General features: G+C 72.7%; 17 protein-coding genes, 1 pseudogene and 1 riboswitch. Of the genes and pseudogenes, 7 read left to right on the top strand and 11 right to left on the bottom strand.

Annotated elements, in window-relative coordinates; translation table 11 throughout:
* The first annotated feature begins 172 nt into the window (after positions 1 to 172).
* The 3 genes from VFA06_RS24745 (at position 173) to VFA06_RS24735 (ending at position 3012) form a co-directional block, all read left to right on the top strand.
* Positions 173 to 754, top strand: a complete 582-nt coding sequence (locus VFA06_RS24745) for a chaplin (protein WP_324843114.1) — start codon at positions 173 to 175, stop codon at positions 752 to 754.
* Between the two features lie 573 nt (positions 755 to 1327).
* Positions 1328 to 1807: a hypothetical protein gene (locus VFA06_RS24740; RefSeq protein WP_324843113.1), complete on the top strand. Its 480-nt coding sequence runs from the start codon at positions 1328 to 1330 to the stop codon at positions 1805 to 1807.
* Positions 1808 to 1986: 179 nt separating this feature from the next.
* Complete coding sequence (locus tag VFA06_RS24735; protein WP_324843112.1) at positions 1987 to 3012, top strand: LacI family DNA-binding transcriptional regulator; 1026 nt, start codon at positions 1987 to 1989, stop codon at positions 3010 to 3012.
* Between the two features lie 36 nt (positions 3013 to 3048).
* Here the strand turns inward: VFA06_RS24735 and VFA06_RS24730 are convergent, their stop codons facing one another.
* The 7 genes and pseudogenes from VFA06_RS24730 to VFA06_RS24700 form a co-directional block, all read right to left on the bottom strand.
* Complete coding sequence (locus VFA06_RS24730) at positions 3049 to 3558, bottom strand: PH domain-containing protein (RefSeq protein ID WP_324843111.1); 510 nt, start codon at positions 3556 to 3558, stop codon at positions 3049 to 3051.
* 65 nt (positions 3559 to 3623) lie between these two features.
* Entirely contained in the window at positions 3624 to 4466 is an 843-nt protein-coding gene (gene hisG, locus VFA06_RS24725) for an ATP phosphoribosyltransferase (RefSeq protein ID WP_324843110.1), read from the bottom strand.
* A 94-nt stretch (positions 4467 to 4560) separates the two neighbouring features.
* Positions 4561 to 4830 carry a phosphoribosyl-ATP diphosphatase gene (locus tag VFA06_RS24720; protein WP_324843109.1) on the bottom strand — a complete coding sequence of 90 codons (270 nt, stop codon included), beginning with the start codon at positions 4828 to 4830 and terminating at the stop codon, positions 4561 to 4563.
* Entirely contained in the window at positions 4827 to 5321 is a 495-nt protein-coding gene (gene ribH / locus VFA06_RS24715; RefSeq protein WP_324843108.1) for a 6,7-dimethyl-8-ribityllumazine synthase, read from the bottom strand. The genes VFA06_RS24720 and ribH overlap by 4 nt, the downstream gene beginning before the upstream one ends.
* 75 nt (positions 5322 to 5396) lie before the next feature.
* A pseudogene (ribB, locus tag VFA06_RS24710) lies at positions 5397 to 6020 on the bottom strand (3,4-dihydroxy-2-butanone-4-phosphate synthase); the annotation flags it as partial.
* On the bottom strand, positions 6017 to 6790 hold the full coding sequence (locus VFA06_RS24705) for a nicotinamide mononucleotide transporter family protein (RefSeq protein ID WP_324843106.1): 774 nt from the start codon (positions 6788 to 6790) through the stop codon (positions 6017 to 6019). The gene VFA06_RS24705 and the pseudogene ribB, both read right to left, overlap by 4 nt.
* The gene (locus VFA06_RS24700) at positions 6787 to 7506 is read right to left on the bottom strand and encodes a riboflavin synthase (protein WP_324843105.1); all 720 of its coding nucleotides are present in this window, start codon (positions 7504 to 7506) and stop codon (positions 6787 to 6789) included. Before VFA06_RS24700 ends, VFA06_RS24705 begins: the two co-directional genes overlap by 4 nt.
* A 188-nt stretch (positions 7507 to 7694) precedes the next feature.
* A riboswitch (FMN riboswitch) is annotated at positions 7695 to 7851 on the bottom strand.
* Positions 7852 to 8062: 211 nt separating this feature from the next.
* On the opposite strand from VFA06_RS24700, the gene VFA06_RS24695 reads away from it, so the two are divergent.
* A complete protein-coding gene (locus VFA06_RS24695) occupies positions 8063 to 9154 on the top strand; it encodes an acyltransferase (protein WP_324843104.1) in 1092 nt (363 codons plus the stop codon).
* Here the strand turns inward: VFA06_RS24695 and VFA06_RS24690 are convergent.
* The 3 genes from VFA06_RS24690 to VFA06_RS24680 all read right to left on the bottom strand — a co-directional run bounded on the left by VFA06_RS24690 (position 9151) and on the right by VFA06_RS24680 (position 13313).
* Positions 9151 to 9849 (bottom strand): hypothetical protein, encoded by a 699-nt coding sequence (locus VFA06_RS24690; RefSeq protein WP_324843103.1) that lies wholly within the window; start codon positions 9847 to 9849, stop codon positions 9151 to 9153. The two genes, VFA06_RS24695 and VFA06_RS24690, sit on opposite strands and share 4 nt — an antisense overlap.
* Positions 9850 to 9985: 136 nt before the next feature.
* Positions 9986 to 10600, bottom strand: coding sequence for a hypothetical protein (locus VFA06_RS24685; RefSeq protein ID WP_324843102.1), 615 nt, complete (start codon positions 10598 to 10600; stop codon positions 9986 to 9988).
* A 127-nt stretch (positions 10601 to 10727) separates the two neighbouring features.
* On the bottom strand, positions 10728 to 13313 hold the full coding sequence (locus VFA06_RS24680; protein ID WP_349260345.1) for a DEAD/DEAH box helicase: 2586 nt from the start codon (positions 13311 to 13313) through the stop codon (positions 10728 to 10730).
* Between the two features lie 149 nt (positions 13314 to 13462).
* Between VFA06_RS24680 and VFA06_RS24675 the strand changes: the two genes are divergently transcribed.
* From VFA06_RS24675 to VFA06_RS24665, 3 genes are all read left to right on the top strand, one after another.
* On the top strand, positions 13463 to 14596 hold the full coding sequence (locus VFA06_RS24675; RefSeq protein ID WP_324843100.1) for a hypothetical protein: 1134 nt from the start codon (positions 13463 to 13465) through the stop codon (positions 14594 to 14596).
* A gap of 228 nt (positions 14597 to 14824) precedes the next feature.
* Positions 14825 to 16138, top strand: coding sequence for a MurT ligase domain-containing protein (locus VFA06_RS24670; RefSeq protein ID WP_324843099.1), 1314 nt, complete (start codon positions 14825 to 14827; stop codon positions 16136 to 16138).
* A 2-nt stretch (positions 16139 to 16140) separates the two neighbouring features.
* Positions 16141 to 16878, top strand: a complete 738-nt coding sequence (locus tag VFA06_RS24665; RefSeq protein WP_324843098.1) for a glutamine amidotransferase — start codon at positions 16141 to 16143, stop codon at positions 16876 to 16878.
* Between the two features lie 16 nt (positions 16879 to 16894).
* Here the strand turns inward: VFA06_RS24665 and VFA06_RS24660 are convergent, their stop codons facing one another.
* The gene (locus VFA06_RS24660) at positions 16895 to 17725 is read right to left on the bottom strand and encodes an RNA methyltransferase (protein ID WP_349260344.1); all 831 of its coding nucleotides are present in this window, start codon (positions 17723 to 17725) and stop codon (positions 16895 to 16897) included.
* Positions 17726 to 17731 lie beyond the last annotated feature (6 nt).

Below are 17731 nucleotides of genomic sequence, written 5' to 3'. Positions count from 1 at the left end.
ATCAGTTTGTCGCATTGGCGCGTAATGGGCCGTCAGGGCGAATCGGGGTGTTCGCCCTGATATTCGGCGTAACCGGCTGGTGTGGTCCTCGTTGCCCCATCGCGAAGGGGAGCTGATGCGGTGCCGTCGGGCAGTGCGCTCCCGTCCCGTCTAGAGCAACAGAGGTCTACAGATGCATGGGTTTGCCAAGCGGGGGCTGGCTCTCGCCGCCGCCACGTCCGGCCTGGTCCTGGGGACGGCGGGCATCGCCGCTGCTGACGCCACCGCGACCGGCGAGTCGTCGCACTCGGGCGGCGCGATCTCCGGCAACGTCGTCAACGCCCCGGTGGCCGTTCCGGTCAACTTCTGCGGGAACCAGGCTCTGGTCATCGCGCTGAAGAACGTGGACGAGGGCTCGATGTGCACCATCGGCTCGGGCGAGGGCGCGCTGGCGCAGGGCAGCTCCGAGCACTCGGGCGGCGCGGGCTCGGGCAACGTGGTCGACGCCGCGGTCGCGGTGCCGGTGAACGCATGCGGCAACGAGGTCGGCGTGATCGCGGCCAAGGACAAGGTCAAGCCGCAGACCTGCAGCATCGGCACCAACGGCGACGCGCCCGGCGCGCTGGCGACCGGCGCCTCCGAGCACTCCGGCGGCCTGCTGTCCGGCAACGTCGCCAACGCGGCGGTCTCGGTGCCGGTGAACCTGTGCGGCAACCAGGCCGACGTCATCGGGTTCCGCAACACCCTCGACAGCCAGACCTGCACCATCGGCTGAACACCCGCCCCGATCGGGCCCGGGTTGAGGCGCAGCGGGCCTCCGGCTCGCGCAGCACGGACGAACGCGCCGGCACTCGGCGCGCGACCGGGTCCCGGCGCCGCGGCGGTGTGCGCGCGCCGGGACGGGACACACACGCGGTTCGCGCCGCGCGGCTGTACTGGGGGCCGCACGGCGTAAGGGCACTATCAGGCCCCGCATCCCCCTTTTACGTATCCGGGGATGCGGGGCCTGATTACGTCCCGGCTCGGTCTGCCCGGTCTGCGGGAGCTGGCATACGTGCGCGTAGACGCGGGTCAGGGCCCGGATGGTCAGCGGCGAGCGTGGTCACGACCGTGCTGGCAGGCGGCGCGCGGGGAGCGCGGGTCCGGTGCGTGTCCGCCTCAAGTCCTCCGGTTCGCTCCCACGGCGCGGCATCCATGGGCGACGATGGAAGCCTGCCGTGGTATCACTCGATCGGGTGAGCGACGTGGTCGGCGGGTGACGAAGGGCGGGACGTTGGAAGGGGCGCGCGGCCCGCGAGGCCGGATATCCGCAGCAGGCGCCAAGTCGCACCGCCGGCAGGCCGGCCCGGTGCGCAAGACCGTCGAGGTGCTGCTGTCCGGTGCGGTGGGCATGGCGCTGGTCGGCATCCTGCTCGCGCTGCTGCACGTCAGCTCGGCCCCGCCGGCGTCCGCGGATCAGAGCCCGAGCCCGGGTTCACGCCCCACCGCGACGGTCCCCGCGGCGCTGCCCGGCCCGGCTTCGGGCCAGGGTTCGGGGATCGGCGGCGGTATCGGCGGGGCCGGTGCGCCCGGCAGCGGCACGCAGGCCGGTTCGGGCGCGGCGGCAGCGGCACACGAGAGCACCGCGCCCGCGGCGCAGTCCTCCTCCCCGGCCGGCGCTTCGGCGTCGGCGGGCGGATCGCGCGGCGCGAGCCCTTCGGCGGCCCAGGGTTCCTCCTCCCCCGCGCCCGGTCTGGTCGGCGGGGTGGTAGGCGGTGTCGTGGGTGGCGTAGCGGGGCTGGTGGGACAGTTGGTGGGTGGCCTTTCCGGCGGCGGCAGCGGCCGCTGACCCAGGGCCGCTAATCCAGGGCCGCGGGAGCCGAGCCGCCCTGCACCCGGCGGGACGCGCGGTATGGCAGCGGTCGAAGGATCTACGGGAAGGTCGCCTGCTGGTACCGTGACCTGGGCGCCCACGGTGCGGCGCAGTGCCCCGGCGGCAGCGGGGCGGCGAGGGCAGGACGGGAGCTGATGGTCTCGACAACGGGCGGCGGTGGCGCGCCGACGCTGGAGACGGTGGCGGCGTACGCCGGGGTGTCGCGGGCGACGGTCTCCCGCGTGATCAACAATTCCCCGAAGGTGTCCCCGGAGGTGCGCGAGGCGGTCGAGGCCGCGATCGACGAGCTCGGATACGTGCCGAACCGGGCCGCGCGCACGCTGGTGACCCGGCGCACCGACTCGCTGGCGATGATCATTCCGGAGCCGGACGCGTTCTTCTTCGCCGACCCGTACCTGACCACCATGGTCACCGAGGTCAACCGGGTGCTGGACGCCACCGAGCTGCAGCTGGTGCTGGTCATGCAGGGCCAGAGCGGCGCGATGCCGGCGCGCGGGCGCATGGAACGGTACGTGACCTCGGGGCACGTGGACGGGGTGATCCTGGTCTCCGTGCACGAGGCGAACCCGCTGCCGGGCATCCTGGTAGGCGCCGGGGTCCCTGTGGTGCACGGCGGGCGCCCGACCGCGGCGCACTCCTCGGTGCCCTATGTGGACGTCGACAACGTGTACGGCGCGCGACAGGCCACCGAACACCTGCTCTCGCTCGGGCGCCGGCGGATCGCGACGATCGCCGGACCGCAGGACATGACGGCGGGTCAGGACCGGCTGGCCGGGTACCGGCAGGCCCTGGCCGAGGCCGGGTTCGCGACCCGCGCGGCGCACGGGGACTTCACCGAGCGCTCCGGGTTCGAGGCGGCCTGCGCGCTGCTGGAGGCGGAGCCGAAGCTGGACGCGATCTTCGGGGCCTCGGACCTGATGGCGCGCGGCGCGTTGCGGGCGCTGCGGGAGGCCGGGCGGCGGGTGCCCGAGGACGTGGCGGTGGTCGGGTTCGACGATCTGGGCGTGGCTCAGGCCACCGATCCGCCGCTCAGCTCGGTGCGCCAGCCGATCGAGCAGGTGGCGCGGGACCTGGTGCGGCTGCTGCTGGCGCGGGTGGACGGCGCGGCGGTGCAGTCGCTGACCCTGCCGACCACGCTCACGCTGCGCGCCTCCGCCTGAGCGGCGACACATCACGCGCGGTCACCTGACGCGCGGTCAGTCGCCGCGTCCGGTGTAGGAATAAAGCTCGACGAGGGAACGCAGGTCGGCTACCGCCTGGCGGGCCGCGCCGGGTCCGTTGGACGGCTGGATGCCCATCGCGGCGAGCGTGTCGCCCGAGTCCAGGTCCAGCAGCACCCAGGGGTCGCCGGGACGCAGGTTTACCCGCACGATCTGCGGCCATTCCAACCGGTGGGTGCGCAGCATGTTGACGATCGTGACGCCGCTGCGGTCCGCGATGACCTTCGGGCGCGCCAGGATGCACAGCACGGCGGCGCCGGCGAATCCGATCGCGCCGAACGCGATGCGGTCGGCCAGCGGCCAGGGCGCGCCGCCGTCGCTGGGCAGCAGCGCCGCCACCAGGCTCATGGAGGCGGCCATGAGCACCGCGACGGCGAAGACGATCGCGCGGGTGCGCGAGGGGCGCCAGGTGATCGGCAGGACGGGCAGTCCGTCCTCGCCGGAAGAGCCGACCGCGCTGCCGCTGCGCTCGCTGTTGGGTGCCATCGGTCCCGTCTCGTCGCGGCGTCTGATCAAAACTGGGTCGGGCGCCTGAGCTGCACAGGACGCGGCTACAGGCGGCAGGCCCGGATGTCGGTCACGAGAATAGCGCGCGCACCCAGTCCCCAGAGGTCGTCCATGATGCGTTGTGCGTCGTCGCGCAGCACCATCGAGCGCACGGCGACCCAGCCCTCGGTGTGCAGCGGGGAGATCGTCGGGGATTCCAGGCCGGGCGTGACGGCCACGGCCTCCTTGAGGCGCTCGGCGCGGATGTCATAGTCCATCAGCACGTAGCGGCGGGCGACCAGCACGCCCTGCATGCGGCGCACGAACTGGTCGACGGCGGGGTCGGGTTCGGCTCCGGTGCGGCGCACGAGCACGGCCTCGGACTGCAGGATGGGCGCGCCGATCAGCTCGAGACCCATCTGCCGCAGCGTGGTGCCGGTCTCCACGACATCCGCGATCACGTCGGCGACGCCGAGTTCGATGGCGATCTCCACGGCGCCGTCGAGCTTGACGACCTCGGCCTTGACTCCGGCGGCGGCGAGGTGGGCCTGCACGACTCCGGTGTAGGAGCTGGCGATGCGCATCCCGGCCAGGTCCTCGACGGTGGAGCCGGTGCCGGGGCGGCCGGCGAAGCGGAAGGTGGAGCGGGCGAAGCCGAGCTGCATGATCTCCTCGGCCGCGGCCCCGGAGTCCAGCAGCAGGTCGCGGCCGGTGATGCCGATGTCGAGGCGGCCGGAGCCGACGTAGGTGGCGATGTCGCGGGGCCGCAGGAAGAACAGCTCGGCGCCGGAGGCCGGGTCGGCGACGAGCAGCTCGCGGTCCTTGCGCTGCCGGTAGCCGGCCTCATGCAGCATGGCGCAGGCCGCCTCGGACAACGATCCCTTGTTGGGCACGGCGATGCGCAGCATGGGCGGCGGCCTTTCGTCGCTTGAGCAGTCTCGGAGCTGGGATGTACGGAGTCGTCGGTGGGGTGTCCGGCGCGGATTCGCGCGCCGAGACGGCTTACAGGTGGGCGTAGACCTCGTCGAGGGCGATGCCGCGGGCGAGCATGAGCACCTGGAGGTGGTAGAGCAGCTGGCTGATCTCCTCGGCGGTGCGGTCGGCGCCCTCGTGTTCGGCGGCCATCCACACCTCGGCGGCCTCTTCGACGATCTTCTTGCCGATGGCGTGGACGCCGGCCTGCACGAGTTCGACCGTACGGGACCCGGGGGCGGCCGCGGCGACCTTCTCGGTCAGCTCGGCGTGCAGCTGCTCGAAGCTCTTTCCGCTCACTGTTCGCCCAGCCCCTTGAGCGTGAGCGCGGTGGCCACGGCGCTGAGCGCCGCTTCGCGGCCCTTGTCCTCTGCTGAGCCGGGAAGCCCGGCGCGGTCGAGCGCCTGCTGGTCGGTGTCGCAGGTCAGCACGCCGAATCCGATCGGGATGCCGGATTCGACGGCGACCTTGGTCAGGCCGTCGGTGGCGGCGCGGCAGACGTAGTCGAAGTGCGGGGTGCCGCCGCGCACCACCACGCCGAGCGCGACGATCGCGTCGTAGCGGCGCCTGGCCAACGCGTAGGCCGCTACGGGCAGTTCGAAGCAGCCGGGTACCCGCACCACGCGCGGCTCGTCGATGCCGATCTCGGCGAGCGCTTTGCGCGCGTTGTCCAGCAGCGCGTCCATGACCTCGGTATGCCACTGGGCGGCGATGATGCCGACGCGCAGCTGCGCGCACTTTTTCAGGTCCGCGGGATTCACGGCCAGTTCGGGTGCTCCGGTGCCGGACACGCGCTCTCCAGGTTCAGGGTCTCGGGCGTTGCTGCGTTGACGTTATCGCAGCGAAGGTCAGCTCAGGCGCGCCGTCCGATAGGCGATCAGGTCGGCGATGGAGATGATCGCCAGCCCGTGGCGGGCGGCGAACGCGAGCAGGTCCGGCAGCCGGGCCATGGTGCCGTCGTCGTTGACGACTTCGACGAGCACGCCGATGGGCGGCAGCCCGGCCAGGCGGGCGAGGTCCACGGCGGCCTCGGTGTGCCCGGGGCGTTCGAGCACGCCGCCGGGGCGGGCGCGCAGCGGGAAGACGTGCCCGGGGCGGGTCAGGTCCCCGGCGGTGGTGGCCGGGTCGGCCAGCAGCCGGATGGTGTGGGCGCGGTCGGCGGCCGAGATCCCGGTGCTCACGCCGTGGCGGGCGTCGACGGAGACGGTGAACGCGGTGCCCTTGCGGTCCTCGTTGACGGCGGTCATCGGCGGCAGGTCGAGCAGGTCCGCGCGGGCGTCCTGCATGGGCGCGCAGATCACGCCGCTGGAGTAGCGCACGGTGAACGCGAGCAGCTCGGGAGTGGCGTGCACGGCGGCGAAGATGATGTCGCCTTCGTTCTCGCGGTCCTCGTCGTCGACGACGATCACGGGGCGCCCTGCGGCAATCTGCGCGATCGCGGCGTCGATCGTGTCGAGCAGGGCGGTGCGTTCCAGCGTTTCGGCGCTCATGCGGGTACCCCTTCGGCGGTGGTGGTGTCAGCCGGGTCGGTGGTCGGTGCGACTGCGGTACGGGGCTTGCGGGCCAGCCGGATCCACTGGCGCAGGCCGGCGAGGACCAGCGCGAAGTAGACGACGTAGGTGAAGCCGGAGACCGGCAGGCCGCTGTTGAAGGCCAGTGGGACGCCCACGACGTCGACGGCGATCCAGACGAGCCAGAATTCGACCCAGCCGCGGCCTTGGGCGAGGGTGGCGGCGAGGGTGCCGATGAAGATGTAGGCGTCGGGCAGCGGGTTCCAGGAGCTGTGGGTGGCCGAGAGCAGCCAGGAGAACGCTGCGGTTCCGACTGCGATCGCCGCGGCCAGCACGGCGCGCTCGCGCCAGGTGGCCCACCGCACCTGAACGCCACCGGCGGCCGGGCCCGCAGCGGGCGAGTCCCCGGAGGCCGCCTCGTTTCCCATCCTGTCGCCAGCACCGGCGCCGGTCGCGGTGTCCGCCGCGGCGCCGCCCTCGCGGGCGCGCTGCCAGCGGGCCCAGCCGTAGCCGGCCAGGGCGATGACGGCCAGCTGCCGGGCGGCGGTGCCGCCGAGGTGCACGGCCATGTCGGCGCCGAACAGCAGGATCGCCCCGGTGATCTGTACCGGCCAGGTCCACAGGCTGCGGCGCAGCGCGAGGGCGACTGTGGCCAGGCCGAGCAGATTGCCCAGCAGGTCGGACCAGCGCACGGTCTCGCCGCCGAGCCGGAAGGCGACCAGGTCGGCCCAGCCGAACAGGTGGTTCATCGCACGGCCCCCGCCGGCGCGGCTATCGCGGGGGCAGGCGCGTCCGTGGCGGCGCCTTCGGGGTCCGCGGGAGCGCCGCTGATCTGGGCGGGGCGGGCCAGCAGCCGCTCGGTGTATTTGGCGATGACGTCGACTTCGAGGTTGACGCGCGCGCCGGGTTGCTTGATGCCGAGGGTGGTCTGGGCGAGGGTGGCCGGGATCAGGGAGACGGCGAACTCGCTCTCACCGGCGCCGTCGGGCGCGTCCTTGACGTCGGTGACGGTCAGGCTGATGCCGTCGACCGTGATCGAGCCCTTCTCCACGACGTAGCGCGCCAGGTGCGCCGGCAGCGCGATGCGCACCAGTTCCCAGTGCTCGCTGGGGATGCGCTCGAGCACGGTGCCGGTGCCGTCGACGTGGCCTTGCACGATGTGTCCGCCGAAGCGGCCGGCCGCGCTCATGGGGCGCTCGAGGTTGACCCGGTCGCCGGGGGCCAGGTCGCCGAGGCTGGAGCGGCGCAGGGACTCGGCCATGACGTCGGCGGTGAACCGGCCGGCGGCCAGGGTGTCGGCGCCGGTCTCGTCGACGACGGTCAGGCACACGCCGTTGACCGCGATGGAGGCGCCGTGGGTGGCGTCGGAGGTGACCACGGGCCCGCGCACGGTGAATCGGGCGGCGTCGGGCAGGGTCTCGATGGCGAGGATCTCGCCGAGTTCTTCGATGATTCCGGTGAACATCGTGTGCCTTGTCTCCCTCTCGCCGTCGGACCGCTCGCTGGCGGGCGCCGGGGCGCGAATGAGGGAGGCGGCAAGGAGGCGTGCGGCCGGGCGGCAGGCGCGGTACCGGACCCGCGGGTGCTGCTCCGGCCGGTGGAACCGGCCGGGAGCGGGCGGGCAGGCGTGCGCGCGTGCACGAGCCGACGCTCCCGCGTGCTGCCTCCCATCCGGACTTTCACCGTCGGTTCCGGAATTTCACCGGATCCACCGTCCAGGAGCGCTCGACCTGTTGGCCGGGTGCGCTGCCCTCGCGGGTCGCGGACTATCACCGCCGGTTCGGAATTACACCGACCCCGGAGCACGCTGTTGCTGTCTAATCCAAGAGTGTGCCACGCCGGGGTATTCCCGATCACCCCTCGTCCGTTCGGTGAGATGTGTGAAGTGCCGCACACTGCCTGGTCCTACCTCGCTGGCGCTGGTCTGACCTGCGCTTTCGCAGGCGGCCTGCGGCGCACCCCGGGCGCGCTTTCCGTGGCCCGCTTCAGCCGCGCTCTGGCGGTGGTCGTATCGTGCACGGGTGGCGAGTAGCGATCCGGTCGACGGGGTGCGGCGGCTGGGCCGACGTCCCGTGCTCGACGGGTTTCGCGGCCTGGCGGTGCTGCTGGTGATCGCGGATCACGCGCACCTGCCGTTGCGGGCGGCGTGGATCGGGGTGGACCTGTTCTTCGTGCTCTCCGGGTTCCTGATCACCTCGCTGCTGCTGGAGGAATGCGCGCGCACAGGCGGAATCAGCCTGCGTGGTTTCTACGCGCGCCGGGCCCGCCGGATCCTGCCCGCCCTCGCGTTGCTGACGATCGCGGTCGCGGCGGTGTCGCTGACGGCGCATCAGTTGCAGGACCGCTGGCCGCTGTGGGCGCAGGTCGCCGCGACGTGGACGTTCGCGGCGAACGCGGTGGTGTGGCTGGGGGGCGCGCCGCTGGGAGCATTCACCGCGACCTGGTCGCTGGCCTGCGAGGAGCAGTTCTACCTGCTGTGGCCGCTCGCGCTGCGCGCGGCGTTGCGCCGTGGCCTGAGTCCGCGGCGGCTGCTGGCCGCCGTGCTCGCTGCCGCGGTCGTGCTCGCCACGGCCGGGTGGGCCGTGGGGGCGAGCGGCTTGGCGCCGTCCGCCGACGCCTTCTTCAATCCGCTCGAACGCGGCGCGGAACTGCTGCTCGGCTGCGCGCTCGCGGTCGCCTGGCGCCACCGGCTGCTGCCGCGCGCCCTCGAACGCGTGCCGGGTGCGGTCGCTGTGGTGGCGCTGGTCGGTCTCGGCGTCCTGGCGTGGCGAGCGCCGCTAGGGACGCAGGGCACGTACCTAGCGGCGGCGGTTTGCTCGGCACTGGTCTTGCACGGCCTGCTGCGTGAAGGCCCCCGGGCGCTCGGCGCGGTATTCAATCTCAGACCGCTGCGGTACACCGGCACGGTCAGCTACGGGCTGTACCTGTACAACGACGCGATTTCCCGGCTGCTGCACCACAATCTGCCCGGACGCGGCTGGCCGGTGATCGCCCCGCTGCTGCTCGCGGGTTCGTTCGCGTGCGCGGCCGTGTCGTATCGGTACGTCGAGGCCCGGTTCCTGCGCCGCGGCACGCAGCAGACCGCGCGCCAGAAAGCCCTCGTCCCCGCCTAACTCGAGGCGGGGGACTGTGTCTGTGCCGCCGAGGCCGGCGCTGGCGCTGGCGCGGCGGCGCGCACGCTGAGCCGCGAGCCCGCGATCGCCGCCGCGACCTCGGTGATACGCGCCAGCCGCATGACCTCGAATCGGTGGAACGCGGGGTCGCCGATCCGGCACGCGACGACGAGCACCCCGGTTTCGCCGACCGGTGCGCAGGCGTAGCGTGCCGGGCCGACGGAGACGGTGGCGGCGCGGCGCGGCAGTTCGGGCAGGACCGGCTCTCGCGGGGCGTCCCAGCTGCGGGCGAGCACCGCGGATTCGGGCAGCGGCCCGGCGGTTCCGGCGTGCACGGCGATGGCCCAATCCGCGGCCAGGATCCGCGGCATCGCGTCGGCCAGGATGTTGAGCGCGGCGCGCGGGTCGGCGGCGACGCGGCCGAGCAGGTCGAGGTCGGGGAACGCGCCGGGTACCTCGCCGGAGGGCCGAATGCCCTCGACGGCCACGGAGCCGAGCGCGCGCAGGGAGCGTTCGAGCCGGCCCTGCTGCTCGGGTTCGGGCAGGAACAGCGTGATCTCGTCCAGCGCCCGGCCGCGTTCCCGGCTCAGGACACTGACTTGCACGATGTCGGCGCCGCAGGCGCCCAGCTCCCGGGTGACCTGCCCGAGCGCCCCGGGCCTGTCGGCCACCCAGATCCGCAGCCGCAACAGCACGCCGTCCTCCTCATCTCTCGTTGCCGCCCACGCCGGGCGGCCCGGCGGGCGGAAGTGGATGTCGCGGAAGAAGCCGTCGCCGTCGACCGGCCCTGCCAGTCTCGCTACGCCGCGTTTCCGGACCGTTACCTGCGTATCACAGGCGCTGGCGAAGCGGGGCGAGCAGACTTGCGGCCTCCTTGGCCCGCGCGCCGAGCCCGGCGCGAACCCGGGCGCCGGTTCGGCCGCTGATTTCAGGAGGAACATCGGTTTCAGCTGATGCACCTTCGCCTGCGCCCGCGTCCGCGTCCGCCGCCCGCTTTCGGGCCCTGAGCCGGGCCGCGGCGGTCAGCGCCGCGAAACCGCCCGCGAACAACGCGCCGGCGACCAACTCGTGACTGTAGAACCTGCCGGGCGCCTCGTCCTGGATGCGGGAGTGGAATTCGTCGACGCGGCGCGGGAACGGGGAGAACCCGAAGAAGATCCGGGTGGGCTTGTCCAGGTCCGGGACCGCCGCGCCGACCATGCCCGCGATCACCGCCGCCCGCCGCGCGGGGGGCGTGACGGCCGCGGCCGCACCCATGACGGCGAGCCCGGTCAGCCCGTCGGCGACCGCGACGCGCAGGAAGTGGGACCTGCTGAGCCACGTGCCCCAGTGCGGCAGCGCGTCGAGCGCGAAGTGCGAGGCGGCGCCGAGCGGCAGCGCCGCGGCCGGATTCTCGGCGGCCGCGCCGATCAGCGCTCCGGACAGCACGTGGTTGGTGATCAGCATGGACGAGCCTCCGTGTCTCGGGAACGGCGCCTTCTCTACCCACCACAAGATCACACATAGGTGTGATCACGCTGAGAATCCGGGAAAACCCGTGCGAACGGCGGCGACTGCCTGCCCGCCCACGGGCCTAGCCGAGGCGGGCGAAGTCCAGCACGCGCAACACCGCGCGGCCGGCGGCGTCGCTGGCCGGCAGGTCCACCTCGGCGCGCAGCATCCAGTCGCGGTCGCCTTCCGGGTCGTCGATCACCTGCCGGACCTTCCACACCCGGTCCTGGTTGCTGTTGAGCTCGTCCTCCTGCACGAACAGCAGCTTCGGGCCGCGCGCGTCGGGTCCGGTGAGGATCTCGTCGTGCTGGTCGTAGTACTCCCCCAGCGCCTCGTCCCAGTCGTCCGCGCTCCAGGCCCCGTCCCACTCGTCGGTCGGCGGCAGGCCGAGCTCCTGGAGCACCAGCGCGTCCTCCGCGTCGAGTTCGGCGAGGCCGTCCACGTCGTCCTTCGCCGCGAGTTCCACCCTGCGGAACAGGGCGTTGCGCACCAGGACGCGGAACGCGCGCGGGTTGGCGGTCACCGGCGGCGGGGTGTCGTCGGCGGTGGCTTCGAGTTCCGCGGCGGCGTCGGGGTTGGTCAGCGCCTCCCACTCGTCGACGAGGCTGGAGTCGACCTGCCGCACGATCTCGCCGAGCCATTCGATCAGGTCGTGCAGGTCTTCGCTCTTGGTGCTCTCCGGGACGGTGTGACGCAGCGTCTTGTACGCGTCGGCGAGGTACCGCAGCACGATACCTTCGGCGCGGGCGAGCTGGTACGCGGATACGTAGTCGGAGAACGTCATCGCCTGCTCGTACATCTCGCGCACCACGGATTTGGGGCTGACCGGGTGGTCGCCGATCCACGGGTGCGCGCGCCGGTACAGGTCGTAGGCGTGCGCGAGCAGCTCCGCGAGGGGCTTGGGATAGGAGATCTCGGCCAGGCGCTCGATGCGTTCCTCGTACTCGACGCCGGCGGCCTTCATCTCGGCGACGGCTTCGCTCTTGGCCTTGTTCTCCTGCGCGGCCAGGATCTGGCGCGGGTCGTCGAGCGTTGATTCGACGACGGAGAGCACGTCGAGCGCGTAGCTCGGGGAGAGCGGGTCGAGCAGGTCGAAGGCCGCGAGCGCGAACGTGGACAGCGCCTGGTTGAGCGCGAAGTCCTGCTGCAGGTCGACGGTCAGGCGCAGGGTGCGCCCGGTCTCGTCCGGCTCGTCGAGCTTCTCCACGACGCCCGCGTCGAGCAGGGAGCGGAAGATCGCGATGGCGCGGTGGATGTGCTTGCGCTGGGCGGCGCGCGGCTCGTGGTTGTCGGTCAGCAGCTTGCGCATCGCGTCGAAGGCGTTGCCCGGCCGCGCGATGACCGCCAGCAGCATCGCGTGGGTGACTTGGAAGCGGGAGACCAGCGGCTCGGGTTCGGCCTCGATGAGCTTCTGGAAGGTCTGCTCGCTCCAGGCGACGAAGCCCTCCGGGGCCTTCTTGCGGGTGTAGCCGCGCCGCCGTTTCGGGTCGTCGCCGATCTTCGCCAGGGCGCGCTCGTTCTCGATGACGTGGTCGGGGGCCTGCGCGGCGACGTACCCGATGGTGTCGAACCCGGCGCGCCCGGCCCGGCCGGCGATCTGGTGGAACTCGCGGGCACGCAGCATCCGCACCCGGCGCCCGTCGTACTTGGACAGGGCGGTGAACAGCACGGTGCGGATCGGGACGTTGACCCCGACGCCGAGGGTGTCGGTGCCGCAGATGACTTTCAGCAGCCCGGCCTGCGCGAGGCGTTCGACCAGGCGCCGGTATTTCGGCAGCATCCCGGCGTGGTGCACCCCGATGCCGTGGCGCACGAACCGGGAGAGGGTCTTGCCGAACTTGGTGGTGAACCGGAAGCCGCCGATCAGCGCGGCGATCGCTTCCTTCTCGGCGCGGGTGCACACGTTCACGCTCATCAGCGACTGGGCGCGTTCGATCGCGGCGGCCTGGGTGAAATGCACGATGTACACCGGGGCCTGTCCGCCTTCGAGCAGTTCCTCGACGGTCTCGTGCAGCGGGGTCATCCGGTAGGAGTAGGACAGCGGCACGGGGCGCTCGGCGCTGCGCACGGTGACGGTCTGGCGGCCGGTGCGGCGGGTCAGATCGCCCTCGAACCGGGTGACGTCGCCGAGGGTGGCGGACATCAGCAGGAACTGGGACTGCGGAAGTTCCAGCAGCGGCACCTGCCACGCCCAGCCGCGGTCGGGGTCGGCGTAGAAGTGGAACTCGTCCATCACCACGAGCCCGGCGTCGGCCTCGCGCCCGTCGCGCAGCGCGATGCTGGCCAGCACCTCGGCGGTGCAGCAGATGATCGGGGCGGTCGGGTTGACCGAGGCGTCGCCGGTGAGCATGCCGACATTGGCGGATCCGTACGCCGCGCACAGGTCGAAGAACTTCTCCGAGACCAGGGCCTTGATGGGCGCGGTGTAGTAGGAGCGCTGCCCGCGCGCGTAGGCGGCGAAGTGCCCGCCCGCGGCGACGAGGGACTTCCCGGAGCCCGTGGGGGTGGCCAGGATGACGTTGCCGCCGGTGAACAGCTCGATGAGGGCCTCCTCCTGCGCGGGGTAGAGGCTCAGACCGCGCGCGTCGGTCCACCCGGTGAACGCCTCGTACAGCGCGTCGGGGTCAGTCGTGTCGGGCAGCCGGTCGAAGAGGTCCACGCCCGGTATTCTCGCAGCGCCGGCGGCGGGTTTTCGCCGCGGCGCGGGCGGGGCCCGGGCGGTGGGCGGCGCACACGGGCGCGGGCGCGGCACGCCCGGGGTTCAGATGGTGGTGTCGGCTACCGGGAGCTGGGCCTGGACCGCTAGGCTGCGGGGCCATGATGGCGTCGATACGGCTGTTCGGGCGGGGTAAGAGCGCGGCGGGCGCGGGCAGCGGCACGGCGGTCAGCGCCGAGCAGATCGCGCAGCTGCTGGCGGGTCTCGAGACCGCGTCGATGTCGACCACGTGGCGCTGCCGCCACGGCTCGGGCACCGCGATCGGCGAGGGCGCGGTGGACTTCGAGACGCGCCGCTCGCGCGCGACGGTGATCCGCGGCAAGTACGCGTTCGAATACGTACGCGTCGGCTCCAGCGTGTACCGCGCGCCGATCCTCGACGACGAAGTGCAGGCGCAACTTGGTGGCGGCAAGACCGCCACGGCCGCGAAGGCGGGCAGTGCGGCGCCGGTCGTCTCCGCCGTCGACGATGAGGTCGAAGACGAGGAAGACGAGGGCTTCGAGGAAGACGCCGAGCTCGAGGAAGACACAGAGCTCGAGGCCGGAGCGCAACTCGACGACGAGGACGAGCTGGACGACGACGCGGAGCTGGAGGCCGAGGCGGACGAGGCCGATCTGCTCGGCGAGGCCGAGGGCGACCTCGACGGCGTCGACGATCCGGACGCGGCGGCCGAGGACGACGAGTCCCTGGATGCGCAGGACGAGAAGGACGAGGACGGGCCGCAGCGCGACTGGCAGACCTTCAGCGAGAACGACGCGTGCGGCGTGCACGCCTACGCGGAGCCCGCGGTGCTGGCGGCCGGGGTGCGCGCGGCGGGCGCGGTGACTGCCGCGGGACGCCAGGAGTTCGACGGGAAGGTGCTGACCGGGTACACGGTCACGCTCAAGCCGAAGCCCGCGGACCCGGACCGGCTGCTGGCCCGCCTGGCCCGGCAGCTGCGCGACCACGGCGCGAACACGCTGGTGCTCACCGCGTTCGTGGACGAGTCAGAAAGAGTGAGCGAGGCCGTCCCGGACTTCTCCGGCACCGCGGGCGAGGAGGCGGCCGAGGGCGGGCCGCAGATCCTGCGGCTGCGCCTGGAGCTGCCGCACTGGACCCCGGCGGACGACCCGACGGCGGATCACGCGGTGACCGTGGACCTGTTCGAGTTCGGCGACCCGGTGGAGGTCCAGGCGCCCAGCGGCGGCACGACGCGGCGCACCATGCGCTCGTGCGCGGACCTGGCGCTGTTCTGACCCGGCGTCAGGTCCCGCCGGTCAGTCTTCAGGATCCCGGTGCTGGCGAGCAGCGAGCAGCGAGCACCGAGCGACGGCAGCGCCCGAGATGCCCGGTGGTGGCCAGCGGTGGCCGGTGGTAACACGGCGGATCATGGCGGGCGGTAGCATGTGCGCCGCGGCGCGCTTCAACAACGCGGTCCGGCCGGTTCGGCGTGGCGCGGCGGCGGTGGAACGGAAGGGCACCGGGTGACGACGACGGTGGCGAGCGGGCACGACCACGACGCGGCAGGCGAGGCGGGCGCACCGCTGCCGCCGCGGGCGAAGGTCGCGGTGGCGGCGAGCAAGGTGACCGGCGCGGTCTCGCGCGCCGCCGGGCGCGGCTCAGGCGCGGTGATCGGCGGCCGGGTCGCGCTGCGCCTCGACCCGCAACTGCTGGCGCGGCTGACCGCGGGACGCGACTGCGTACTGGTGTCCGCGACCAACGGCAAGACCACCACCACCCGCCTGATCGCCGAGGCGCTGCGGGCGCTGGGACCGGTGGTGTCCAACGCGCTGGGCGCGAACATGCCCGCCGGAATCACCGCCGCGATGGCCTCCGACCGCGACGCGCGGCACGCCGTGATCGAGGTCGACGAGAAGTACCTGCCCACGGTGGCCGCGCAGACCAAGCCGCGGGCGATCGCGCTGCTGAACCTCTCGCGCGACCAGCTCGACCGCGCCGCCGAAACCCGGATGCTCGCCCAGCGCTGGCGCGACGGGCTGGCCGGCACCGCGGCCACCGTGGTGGCCAACTGCGACGATCCGCTGGTGGTGTGGGCCGCGGGCGAGGTCGCGAACGTGGTGTGGGTCGCGGCCGGACAGGCGTGGCAGGAGGACGCCTGGTCCTGCCCGCGCTGCGGCGGCGTGCTGCAGCGCCCGAGCGCCGACTGGCACTGCGCGAAGTGCGACTTCCGCCGTCCGGCGCCCGTGTGGAGCCTGGACGGCGACGCGCTGCGCGACCCGCTCGGCGTGCGCGTGGAGCTTGGCGGGCTGCGGCTGCCGGGCCGCGCGAACCGCGCGAACGCGACCACTGCCGCGGCAGTTGCCTCCCTGTTCGGCGTGGACCCGCAGCGCGCGGTCTCCCGCATGGAGCAGGTCACCGCGGTCGCCGGCCGCTACGACACGGTCACCTACCGGGGACGGCGGCTGCGCCTGCTGCTGGCGAAGAACCCCGCGGGCTGGCTGGAGACCTTCGACCTGGTCGCGGCCGAGGCGGACGCGGGCGGCACCGACGGCGGCGGCGCCGGGCATCCGGTGCTGCTGTCTGTCAACGCCCTGTCCGCGGACGGCACGGACACCTCCTGGCTGTGGGACGTGGACTACACGCGCCTGGCCGGCCGGCCGGTGCTGGTGATCGGGCAGCGGCGCCTGGATCTGGCGGTGCGCCTGCAGGTCGCCGGGGTCGAGTTCACCGTGTACGACGATGTGGACGCCGCCGTCGACGCGGCGCCCGAGGGGCTGATCGACGTGATCGCGAACTACACGGCGTTCCAGCAGTTGCGCGCGAGGGTGGGTGCCTGATCATGACCGGTGACAGTGCACTGCGGATCGTGTGGATCTATCCGGATCTGCTGTCCACCTACGGGGATCAGGGCAATGCGCTGATCCTCGCGTACCGGGCGGAGGCGCGCGGGCACGCGGTGGAGCGGGTGGACGTGCGCAGCGACCAGCCGATCCCGCAGCAGGGCGACATCTACCTGATCGGCGGCGGGGAGGACCGTCCGCAGCGGCTGGCGGCCGAGCGGTTGCGCAAGGACCCGGGCCTCACGCGGGCGACGGAGCGTGGCGCGGCGGTGCTCGCGGTGTGCGCGGGTTTCCAGCTGATGGGCCATACCTTCTACGACGAGCAGGAGGGCGTGCTGCCGGCGCTGGGTTTGATCGACGTGACCTCGCACCGCGGCAGCGTGCGCTGCGTCGGCGAGGTGGTCGCGGACGCCGACCCGCAGCTGATCGTCGGCGGCGTGGGCTTGGGCGCGCTGACCGGATTCGAGAACCACATGGGCACCACGCACCTGGGTGAGGGCGTGCGGCCGCTGGGCACGGTGCGGGTCGGCAACGGAAACGGCGCCGGGGCCGGCACGGACGGCGCGCACACGGGGAAGATCGCGGGCACCTACCTGCATGGCCCGGTGCTCGCCCGCAACCCGGCGCTCGCGGACCTGGTCCTGTCCTGGGCCGACGGCAATCCGGCCGCGTCCCCGGTGGATGACAACTGGCACCTGCGGCTGCGCAAGGAACGCCTCGCGGCCGTCGGCGCGTAACCCGGGTGACGCCCTGTCAGCCAGTCAGGGCATAGCACGCGACCGCGGCCGCCGCGGCGACGTTCAGCGAGTCGACTCCGGGCGCCATCGGGATGCGCACTCTCAGGTCACAGGCCGCAAGGGCGCGCGGCGAGAGTCCCTCGCCCTCGGAGCCGAGCAGCAGCGCTACCTTCTCCTGCGGCCCGAGGCGCAGCTCACGCAGGTCGATCGCGTCCGGCGCGGGGGTCAGCGCCAAACACCGGTACCCGTGCGCGGCCAGCAGGTCCAGGGCGCGCGGCCACGGCGGCCCGTCGGGGTCCGCGCCCAGACGCGCGTACGGGACCGCGAACACGGTGCCCATCGAGACGCGGACCGCGCGCCGGTAGAGCGGGTCGGCGCAGTCCGGCGCGAGCAGCACCGCGTCCATGCCGAGCGCGGCGGCGCTGCGGAAGATCGCGCCGATGTTGGTGTGGTTGTTGACCTTCTCCAGCACCACCACGCGCTGCGAGCGCTCCAAGAGTGCGGCGGGGTCGGGCAGCGGCAGCCGGCTCATGGCAGCCAGGGCGCCGCGGTGCACATGGAATCCGGTGACTTGTTCCAGCAGGTCGTTCGCGCCGACGTACACCGGCGCGCTGGTGCGCTCGAGCACCGGGCCCATGACGGGCAGCCATTTGTCGGACAGCAGCATCGAGCGCATCGGGTATCCGGCGTCGACGGCGCGCGCGATGACTTTCTCGCCCTCGGCGATGAACAGGCCCGCTTCCGGCTCGGTACGGGTGCGCAGTTGCATGTCGGTCAGGCCCACGTAGTCGTGCAGCCGCGGGTCGTCGGCCCGCTCGAGGCGCACCAGCCGCTCGGTCAGGTCCAGCGGCAC

Source organism: Actinocrinis sp. (genome assembly GCF_035653575.1).
Lineage (GTDB): Bacteria > Actinomycetota > Actinomycetes > Streptomycetales > Catenulisporaceae > Actinocrinis.
Note: the sequence above shows the minus strand (reverse complement) of the source record. Positions and strands in the feature narration are given on the sequence as shown.